At 39.8% G+C, this 756-nt stretch carries 1 protein-coding gene; it reads right to left on the bottom strand.

Translation table 11 applies throughout. The features are described from left to right. Positions 1 to 56: 56 nt before the first annotated feature. Positions 57 to 557 carry a Uma2 family endonuclease gene (locus tag ACIR310F_RS22465; protein WP_081677592.1) on the bottom strand — a complete coding sequence of 167 codons (501 nt, stop codon included), beginning with the start codon at positions 555 to 557 and terminating at the stop codon, positions 57 to 59. Between the last annotated feature and the right edge of the window lie 199 nt (positions 558 to 756).

Genomic DNA, 756 nt, shown 5'->3' with positions numbered 1-756 from the left:
TATGCCATAAGAAAAGCATAGCATTAGTTAGTATTAGTTGGCAAATATTTAACTAGCTAAACTCCTTCTCCATAGTTAATAATCATCCATTGTCCTGCATCATTTTTGTGATACAAATCTATTTCCATCGCAGTGGAACTAACCAACAGGTAATCTTTCAAGACTGGGTTATTTTGATACATTCTGAATTTGCCGCCTCTGTCGTAGGCTTCGGTAGTTTTTGAGAGAACTTCAATGATTAAGCAGGGGTAGGTAATATATTGGGTTGTGGTTTTATCGCGATCATCGCAGGTGACGCTAATATCGGGATAGGTGTAGTTATTTGTGCCAACAATATTAACTCTCAGGTCAGAGTTACCTATTATGCAACTACTAGCGTCTAAATGGGTATCAACCATAGTCGCAAATCGAATTGCAATGCGGCTATGATTAACGCTACCGCCAGTCATGGCGTAAACTTGACCGTCGATCAGTTCGTGTTTTTCTAGTTGCTTTTCTTCCCAAGTGAAATATTCTTCTGGGGTGAGGTGAGTGGCGTTGTCTTTGGCTGGGATCATGGTTCGTTATCTCCTACGGTTTGCAGTTGCTTGGGGTCAGTTTGGCTCTGGGTTAGTTGATTTAATTTTAACAATGCTGTCAATTTCATCCAAAATTAGCTGACGCAAGAATGAGGGTTATAGTGTTGTTGACGGCAAAGTTATGGGTAAATTCACAAGCAGTTCACAACTTCTTTGTAAACTGCTAAAACATTTTGTG

It is taken from the genome of Dolichospermum circinale AWQC310F (genome assembly GCF_000426925.1).
Classification (GTDB): domain Bacteria; phylum Cyanobacteriota; class Cyanobacteriia; order Cyanobacteriales; family Nostocaceae; genus Dolichospermum; species Dolichospermum circinale.
Note: the sequence above shows the minus strand (reverse complement) of the source record. Positions and strands in the feature narration are given on the sequence as shown.

Bases quoted from the DNA above. Each gene is read 5' to 3' on its own strand.
- ACIR310F_RS22465 (WP_081677592.1), bottom strand. From the start codon at position 557: ATGATCCCAGCCAAAGACAACGCCACTCACCTCACCCCAGAAGAATAT.